At 67.3% G+C, this 8,891-nt stretch carries 4 protein-coding genes; 1 reads left to right on the top strand and 3 read right to left on the bottom strand.

Features of this window, described 5'->3' with window-relative positions:
* The 3 genes from mltG to FVW27_RS01665 all read right to left on the bottom strand — a co-directional run.
* A partial coding sequence (gene mltG, locus FVW27_RS20750; RefSeq protein ID WP_243838145.1) for an endolytic transglycosylase MltG occupies positions 1 to 2,285 on the bottom strand: 2,285 nt, incomplete at its 3' end.
* Between the two features lie 17 nt (positions 2,286 to 2,302).
* Entirely contained in the window at positions 2,303 to 2,731 is a 429-nt protein-coding gene (gene ruvX, locus FVW27_RS01660) for a Holliday junction resolvase RuvX (RefSeq protein ID WP_167122180.1), read from the bottom strand.
* Positions 2,732 to 3,043: 312 nt separating this feature from the next.
* Entirely contained in the window at positions 3,044 to 6,646 is a 3,603-nt protein-coding gene (locus FVW27_RS01665) for an FAD-binding and (Fe-S)-binding domain-containing protein (RefSeq protein ID WP_167122182.1), read from the bottom strand.
* A 395-nt stretch (positions 6,647 to 7,041) separates the two neighbouring features.
* On the opposite strand from FVW27_RS01665, the gene FVW27_RS01670 reads away from it, so the two are divergent.
* Complete coding sequence (locus FVW27_RS01670) at positions 7,042 to 8,562, top strand: ATP-binding protein (RefSeq protein ID WP_167122183.1); 1,521 nt, start codon at positions 7,042 to 7,044, stop codon at positions 8,560 to 8,562.
* Positions 8,563 to 8,891: the final 329 nt, after the last annotated feature.

The following is an 8,891-nucleotide window of genomic DNA, read 5'->3' on the forward strand; positions in this document are numbered from 1 at the left end:
CGGACGCCGGCGTTTGCCGGCGCAGTGGCATTGGCCCCCGGGGCTCCCGTGGTTGCGTTTCCGGCGGGCGTGGCCGGGCGCGGCAGGGGCGTGAGGGCCGGTTTGGCGCCGGGGGTTGTCTTGAGGGACTGGGAAACCGCCGGAACGTCAGTGGCAGTTGTGGCTGTAGTGGCAGGGGCGCCAGAGTCGGCGGGCCCTGGCTGCGTTGCGGGCGGTGTCGCCGGTGCCGTGGTGCCGTTGGCTGGAACACCGGGTTCAACGGCCTTGTCCCCCACATCGGGCGCTGTGGCCTTATCCCCGGCAGCGGGCGCGCTGGCCTTGGCCTGAACCTCCGGGGTCTTGGGCGCCGTGCTGGTGGATGCCGGGGCGGCGGTGTCCGTGGGAGGTGTGGCGTCCGTGGCACCCGTGGCACCCGTGGCGCCCGTGGCATCTGGGGCACCCGTGCCATCCGTGGGATTCACGGGGGGCACGGAGGTCGCGGGCGTGCCTTGCGTGGCGGTCTGGTCTCCACCCCTGGCGCGCCCGCCCCGCTGGAAGCGGTTCACGGCTCGGTTGTGTTCGTCCAGTGTGGCGCTGAACTGGTGCGAGCCGTCGTTGCGCGACACGAAGTAGAAATAGCCGTGCTTTTCCGGTGTGGTGGCCGCGCGCAAAGATTCCAGCCCCGGCGAGCAGATGGGGCCGGGGGGCAGGCCGGGGCGGCGGTAGGTGTTGTACGGGTTGGCGGCGTCCTGCAGGTGCGAGCGGCGCAGGTTGCCGTCGAAGGTGTCGCCAAGGCCGTAGATGGTGGTGGGGTCTGCCTGCAACAGCATGCCGGTGCGCAGCCGGTTGGCGTACACCCCTGCCACGCGGCCCCGTTCCGAGGGCTGGCCGGTTTCCTTTTCCACGATGGAGGCCAGGGTGACCAGCCGCCGCAACTCGTCGCGGGCCGGACGGCCACCGGGCCAGACCTGGGCGGCGCGCCGCCAGAAGGTGTCCACCATCCGCCCGGCCACGGCGCGGGCCGATTCCCGGTCGGGCGTGGCGGGCTTCTTGATCAGGTAGGTATCGGGAAACAGGAAGCCTTCCGCCGTATCGAAGGGGATGCCCCAATGGCGCAGGAAGGCAGGGTCGGTGATCACCGCGCGGAAGTCCTCAACGGTGACGAAGCCTTCCACCTCAAGCAGGCGGGCGGTTTCCCACCAGGTCAGCCCTTCGCGCAGGGTGATGCGCGACAGCACCGGCTGGCCGTTCACCAGTTGATCCAGCACCCGGAAGGGCGCCCAGTTGCTGTGCACCAGGAAGCGCCCGGCCTTCAACGAGGTTTCCCAGCCGTGGTAGTGGGCCAGCAGCTTGAAGCGCCAGTCGCTGGTCACAGCGCCCTTGTCCACCAGTTGCCTGGTCACCCTGTCGAAACTGGCGCCGGGTTCCACGTCCACGTAGACGTCCGCGCCGGGGGAAGCGGGTGGAGTGTGCAGGAAGCGCCAGGCGTCGTACCCCGCGTAGCCGCACGCCAGAAGGACCAGCAGGACCAAAGCGGCCAGTACGCGCAACAGGAGGCGCACCACCGGGCGGCTCGGTGCCGGGCAGGCGGCGGATTGCGTGGCGGGTGCGGGTGCGGCGGCGGGCGGCACGGGTGTTTCGGGAGTGGGCGGCAGAGGTGCAATCGGGACCGACACGGGGGCTGCCGGGGAGGATGCGGATGATGCTGGAGCGGGCGCCCCAACTGTGGTGGCGGTTTGCGCCGGGGGCGTTTCCGTGGCGGTTGCGGAGGCGGTGTTGCCGGATGCCGGGGCAGGGGCGGTGCCGGTCGCGTCAGCAGGGACAGCGGGGACAACAGGAACGGCGGCGATGGTGCCCGTCGCGGCCTCTGGCGTATCGGATGGCGGGGCGGGTTGCGCGTCCGTGGAGTCCGCGGCCTTCGAGGCCGTCGTGTCTTCAGGGGCCGATGCCGCCGGGGTGGGCGCTAGCGTGTCCGCTGTTTCGTCCGCCTGCGCCGTGGGCGCGGCGGCGGTGTCCGCTGCATGCGTAGCGTCCGTGACCTCCGGCGCGCCTGCCCCGTCAGGTGTGCCGGGCGTGCCGGCAACATCCGGTGTTGCGGGCGCGGCACTACTTGCATCAGGGGCAGTCTGCTGTGTGGTGTCGGCGGCGCTGCCATCGTCGGGCTTGCGTTCGCCCTCCGGCTGTTGCGGAGTGGCGGTAGCGGTGGCCGCGTCAGGAGATGCGGGCTGCGTGCCCTGCTCCTGTGCGGCTGGCTGTGCGGGAGTCTGGGGGGAAATTTCCGGGGATGCTTTGGGGGTATCGCTCATGCGGTGATGCTGTCCGGTCAGGCGGGGGTCCGCCGGGATTCGGGCTGGTTGAGGAACGATTGCAGGATGCGCACGGCCGCCTGCTGGTCCACCACGGCTTCCAGCGCCCTGCCGGAAAGCCCGGCGTCGCGCAGGTCGTCCTCGGCCTCGTAGGAGCTCAGGAACTCCTCCATGAGGTAGACGGGCAGGGTGGTGCGGCGCTTCAGCCGTTCCACGAAATTGCGCACCTGCCGGGTGGTCAGGGTGTCCGTGCCGTCGTGCAGCAGGGGCAGCCCCACCACGTAGGCCTCGGCGCGCTCTTCCTCGGCCACGGCCAGCAGTTCGGCAAAGAACCGGTCGCGGGTGGTCATGACGATGGTACGGCGCGGAAAGGCCATGCTGCCGCCCGTGTCGCTGGCCGCAACGCCGGTGCGTTTCGTTCCGTAATCTATGCCGAGGTACTTCATGGGTGGTCGGATGCTACGCCAGCGGGCGCGGCTGGGCAAGCTGTGGGGTGGTAGAGGAGTATCGGGGGAGGGAGGAAGGAACTTTTGAAAAAGTTCCTTCCTCCCTCCCCCGAACCCCCACCCTCCTTCCGCAAAACTTTTCAACGGTGGGGCAGGGGCGGTCTTGTTCAGAGCGGGATGGCACCCTCGTCGCGTCAGGGCGTGGTCCCTGTTGAAAAATTTGAAGGGGTGGAAGGGGTCCGGGGGAGGAGGGGAAACTTTTCAAAGTTTCCCCTCCTCCCCCGGTTCGTTCTTTCAGTCTTCCGTTTTTTCTTACAAGCCGCTGTCATCCACCACGCGCACGCCGCCCTCATCCTTGGCCTGGTCGGCGGCCTTGCGCAGTATCTTGCGCCAGTCCGCGCCCTTGGCCAGTTCGGCCAGCCATTCCAGGGTGTGCAGCACGGGGCGCTTGTCCTTGAGGGCCAGCATGGTGCGCTTGATGCCCACCTTGCACGAGGGGCAGCCCACGATGACGGGCGCGCCGTCGGCATAGGTCATGAAGTCCGCCTCAAGGCGCATGCGTTTGCGGGCGCGCAGCTTGTTGTAGATGGCGGGCGAGGTCATGGCCCCCATGCCCGATTCGCCGCAGCAGCCGGGATTGACGCGGACTTTCGCACCGGTGAAGGCGGCCACGGCCTGCGCGTAGATGTTCGCGGCCTTGCCCTTGTGCACGCCCACCCATTCCGCGTGGCACGAGGGGTGGTAGAGCACCTCGGTTCCGGCGGCGGGCTTGGCCGCGCCGGTAAGGGCCTCTGCGGGCAGGCGTTCCAGCAGGAACTGCACCATGTCCTTGTGGTGCATGGCCGGGGCGTTGCCCTGTGCGGCCAGCAGTTCGTGCCGCTGGATGCCGTCGCGGCACGAGCCGCAGGCGGTGATGACGTGGGTGACGTTGAGTCCTGCTGACCGCGCCTTGTCCAGCGCAGCCTTGATGGCCTGCACGTTGCTGTCGCGGTTGGTGGCGAAGGCGTTGTCGGCCCCGGCGGACAGCAGCGGATAGCCGCAGCACAGGTGCTGTTCCGGCATGACCACGGCCACGCCGGATTTGAGCATCAGCATCAGCCCGGCCAGCCCGATGTTGCGGTAGAACAGCCCCGCGCCGCAGCCGGGGAAGTAGAACACCGCTTCCACGGGTTCACCGGTGGCCGCCGCGCGCTGTCTGGCGCTGGCGGGCACGAAGATGCCGCCCTTGCCCAGGTGCAGGGTTTCCGCAAGGTTCTTGTAGCCCACTTCTGGGCCGGGACCGGCGAACAGCGGGCTTTCGAAGCGTTCGCGCCACCCGGCGGGCACAAGGCCCACGAAGCGGTTCTGAAAGCGCTGGCCCATGGACGCGGCCTTGGCCGCGCGCGGCACGCGCGATGCCGGATCGGCGGACAGCCACTCCAGCACCTTGCGCTTGATGGGGTGGCCGCCCGCGTTTTCCGATTCCAGAAAGGCGCGCATGGCCAGCGCCACGCCGGACGAATCGATCTTCACCGGACAGACCGAGGTGCAGCGGCCACAGCCGGTGCAGTGCTCCATCATGGTGCGCAGTTCGCCCAGCAGGAAGGGGTCGGGCCTGCCCTTGTTGACCTGCGAATAGTACACCGCCTCCACCAGCGCGCCGAGGGCGATGTTCTTGTTGCGCGGGTGGTACTGCAGCGACTGTTCCGGGTAGAACATGGGGCAGACCTGCTTGCACTTGCCGCAGCGGGTACAGATCTGCACGTTGGCCAGCAGCGCGATCAGCCGTTCCTTGTCGGGCAGGCCGCTCTGGCGGATGTCCTCGATGAGCCGGTTGAACGAGAAGGTGAACGGGCGCACCGGCAGTTCGCGCTGGGTCAGCTTGGCCGGGTTCAGCACGTTGCGCGGGTCCACGCGCTCCTTGAAGGCGCGCAGGGCGTCCATCTTCTCCTTGCGCAGGAAGGCGATCTTGGTGATGCCGATGCCGTGCTCGCCGGAAACCTCGCCGCCCACTTCCTGGGCTTTCGCCATGACGCGGTGGGCCACCTGCTCGGCATTGTGCAGCATGACCGGGTCGTTGGAGTTGACCGGTATGTTGACGTGGCAGTTGCCGTCGCCCGCGTGCATGTGGCTGGCCACCTCGATGCGGGTGGCCTGCATGTGGTCCTTGATGCGCTCTATCTTGCGGGCCAGGTTGGGGTGCGCGTTGGCCAGTTCGCCCAGGAATACCACGGCGCGGATCTGCATTTCCTCGTCCGAGATGTCCTTGGCCGAAACCTCGCCCTTGGCCACCTTGGAGGCGTAGGTGAACTCGCGGTTGAACTCCCTGTCGTCCAGCGGCATGCCCGCCAGGCGTCCCACCTCTTGCAGGGCCGAGCGGTAGGCGGCGGCCGCGCATTCCAGGTTCACCTGCTCCAGAAAATCGGCGAACTCGGGCACCCCGTCGATGGGGATGACCACGTCCTCGTTGATCTTGAAGCCGGAGGTGCGGCGGGCGATGGCGGACAGCTTGTGGCGGTCCTCCCAGAAGACTTCGGCTTCCTTCTCGTCGCGCGCGGCAAAGATGTCCGCCCCGTCGTAGGGGTTCACGATGTCCAGTATCTGGTGCACGGCGCGGTCCAGGTGGAACTCGTCGTCACCATCCAGTTGCACGATGAGCACCGAAATGGGGTCGCCCTCGTACTCCGTGGACTTCTTTTTATATTCTATGGCCTTGACGTACTTGGAGTTGAACTCCTCCAGGGCCGAGATCTTCACGTGGTCGCCTTCGCGGCGGATGGTGTCGCGGTAGCCCACCACGTCCTTGATGACCTGCATGGCGCTGTTCATGGAGCGCCCGAAGAATTCCAGCACCAGCACGCGCTGGTGGGTGGGCTTCTTGTGCAGCACGAAGCAGGCCTCGACGATGATGCCGTCCACGCCTTCCTTCTGCATGCCGGGCAGGCCGCCCAGGGTCTTGTTGGTCACGTCCTTGCCAAGTCCGGGCAGGCGGATTTCTTCGCCGCGCAGGGACACCACGTTGCGCACGCCGCCGCTCAGATCGCGGATTTCGAAGGTGGCCGTCTCGTCGGGCATGATCTTGTGGCGCGGGTGGTTCACGCGGGCCACGTCGATGATCTCGCCGGTGGGGGTGACCATGCGCCACGAGAGCAGGTTGTCGAGGGTGGTGCCGTATTCGAAGGCAAACGGGCCGCCCGCGTTTTCCGCGATGTTGCCCCCGATGGACGAGGCCAGCTTGGAGGCCGGGTCCACGGTGAACAGCAGGCCCTTCCTGCCCGCCGCGACGATGGCGTCGTTGGTGATGACGCCCGCCTCGCAGCACAGCACCTTGTTCTGCTCGTCGATGCTGACGATGCGGGTAAGGCGGCCAAGGCTGAGGATGACCGTGCGCTTGCGGGCGGGCACGGCGCCGCCGGTCAGGCCGGAACCGCCGCCGCGCGGAATGATGGCGAACTTCAGCTCGTTGGCCAGCTTGACCACGGCGCTGACCTGTTCGGCAGACGCGGGGCTGACCACCAGCATGGGCAGTTCCATGCGCAGGTCGGTGGCGTCGGTGGAGTTTTCCACCAGCGCGCCGGGGCGGGTGTCGATGCACTCGCGCGGCATGACGGCGGCCATGCGCTTCACCAGTTCGTCGCGGTAGGCCACCTCGGCCTCGTGCGCGCTCCAGAACATGGTGATGCCTTCGCCGATGCTGGTGGCGTAGTGGTGGGCCAGTGCCGCCTTTTCGCCCTCGAAACGCGCGCGAACGCTCGCTTTCACCGTTTCCGCGTCGATGAACGGGTTGTACACGACGAGAAACAGTTCTTCCGCGATTTCGATGGCGAGATGACGGACGGATTCCGGCCAATCCTCGAACTCGTCGAGGTTGATGCGCAGAATGCGGTTTACGACGAAATCTGCGGAGATGGAGATGTGCGGGCCTTTATGGGGCATGGGCGGGCTCTCTCTCGGGTTGCGGTGAGAGGAAGCCGCTGACTATAGGCGCGCGCGGCCCGGTTGGCAAGTTGAGTGAGCGCACGATGTTTTGGCGGGGGGCGGTACCGACGTGGTCGGAAGCATGGGGTTGAGCCGACAGAGTTGACCACTGAAAAAAATATGCACGGCGTTGGCGACGCACGGCAAGCTAGAATCAGGTGGATGACGCTATATTGGAGTTGATAAATTCTATTATGTGGCGGAGTGTTGTGTTTGGTTTGTGCATACGAACAGTGTAAGGCTGCCGTGTTGTCCGGACTGTATTAACTGTAAGATCAATCAAGTGATTGTAATTGACTCTTTTTTTCGTTTGGTGTGTAGCGTGGTGCATGCTCCCAGAAAGGAGGGACACCATGCCGCACGCACTGCCACGCGCCGATGTCATGGGACGCCTTGCCGCGGACAACCCGTGGTGGGCCGAAGAGACCGCCCGCCCCTTCGCGGCGGACCTGCCGCAGCGCGACCACTTCGCGCCGTTTTTCGAACTTGCCGCCGACTGTGCGTTGCACCGGGCCGTAGTGCTCATGGGGCCGCGTCGGGTGGGCAAGACGGTGCTGCTGCACCAGGTGGTGGATACCCTGTTGCAGCAGGGGGCCGAACGCCGCCAGATACTGTTCGCCACCCTGGACGCTCCTGCCTATACCGGCATGGAACTGGCCGACTTCGTGGAACTGGCCGCCGAAATGGCGGGGCTGGATCCCAACCGTCCCGGCTGGGTCATCTTTGACGAAATCCAGTACATGGCCAACTGGGAGCGCGGGCTGGACACCCTGGCCGCCCGCTGGCCCGCGCTGCGCTGCACGGTATGCGGTTCCGCCGCGCCCGCCTTGCGCCGCATGGGCGATGCCGAGGCAGCGGGGCGCTTTGCGGTGTACATGCTGCCGCCGCTGTCCTTTGCCGAGTTCCTGCGCCTGTCCGGCGGGCAGCGCCGCGACATGAAGCAACTGTTCACGCCCGAGCGCATGGACGAACTGAACGAGTTGCTGGTGCGGTACATGAATTTTGGAGGCTACCCGGAAGCCGTGGTGTCCGAACGGGTGCGCGCGGACATGGCGCGCTTTCTGCGCAGCGAGATCATCGACCGGGTGCTGTGCAGCGACATGCCCGGCCTGTACGGCATCTCGGACGTGCAGGAGCTGAACCGCCTGCTGGCCGTGCTGGCTCTGAACAGCGGGCGCGAGGTGACCCTGGAGGACCTGCGCGGCGAATCGGGCATCGCGGTGAATACCCTGAAGCGCTACCTCGACTATCTGGAGGCCGCCTTTCTGGTGGTGCGGCTGCGGCGCATCGACGATGCGGGCCGCCGCTTCCGGCGCGACCGCAGCTTCAAGGTGTACCTGGCCAACCCCTCCATGCGCACGGCGCTGTTCGCGCCCATCACCGGGCCGGACGACCCCGGCCTGCAACCGCTGCTGGAAACCGCCGTGGTGGGGCAGCTCTTGTGCAGCCCGGCCCTGTCCCGCAACACCTGCTACGCCCGCTGGGACGGCGGCGAGGTTGCCCTGGTGGGCCTGCACCCGGTGCACGGCAAGCCGGTGCTGGCCTTCGACATCCGCTGGAGCGACGAAGGCATTGCCCCCAGCCAGAAGAACGGCAATGGCCGCTGCGGCGCGCCCACCGTGCCCGCAACCACCACCCGTGCCGCGCGCAAGGCGGCGGGCAACGGCAACGGGACACAGCTGCGGCCCCTGTTCGAGTTTGCCCGGCGGCACAATGTGCGCAAGTCGTACGTGACCACCCGCACCACCTTTACCGTGGGGGTGCAGGGCGCCACGGAATTTTCGTACCTGCCCGCGGGCATGCTGGCGTTCACCTTGTCCAGCCAGGCGGCGGAGCGGATTTTCGCCAAGCTGGTGACGGCGGACTGCGGGTAGGCGCGGCAGGGCAGGGAGATATCCCGGGAAAGGGACAGGCAAGAGCGGAGTGCGGGTGCCCCCCCGCCCCACAGTGACTGTGAGGCGGCGGCGGGACGATGGCACGAGTACGGGGCGGTGCGCGGTGGTGGAGCTTCTGTGGGGAAGCGGCACCACAGGCGCACCGCCCGCTTTTTTTTGGGGGGGGAAAGGGGGAGAACCGTTGACGGCGGCGCGGCGGGGTTACCCCTGCCCTGCCAGCACGCGGCGGGCCCAGGCGGCCTGCCCCAGCGAGATGCAGCCATCGCCGGGGGGCAGTTCCGCGTGGGTCAGCACGGTCAGTCCGCGCG

This window comes from Nitratidesulfovibrio liaohensis, assembly GCF_011682075.1.
Taxonomy (GTDB): Bacteria; Desulfobacterota; Desulfovibrionia; order Desulfovibrionales; family Desulfovibrionaceae; genus Cupidesulfovibrio; species Cupidesulfovibrio liaohensis.

What these genes read in the sequence shown, in the direction of transcription:
- FVW27_RS01665 (WP_167122182.1), bottom strand. Translation starts at nt 6,646, where the DNA reads ATGCCCCATAAAGGCCCGCACATCTCCATCTCCGCAGATTTCGTCGTA.
- FVW27_RS01670 (WP_167122183.1), top strand. Translation starts at nt 7,042, where the DNA reads ATGCCGCACGCACTGCCACGCGCCGATGTCATGGGACGCCTTGCCGCG.
- ruvX (WP_167122180.1), bottom strand. Translation starts at nt 2,731, where the DNA reads ATGAAGTACCTCGGCATAGATTACGGAACGAAACGCACCGGCGTTGCG.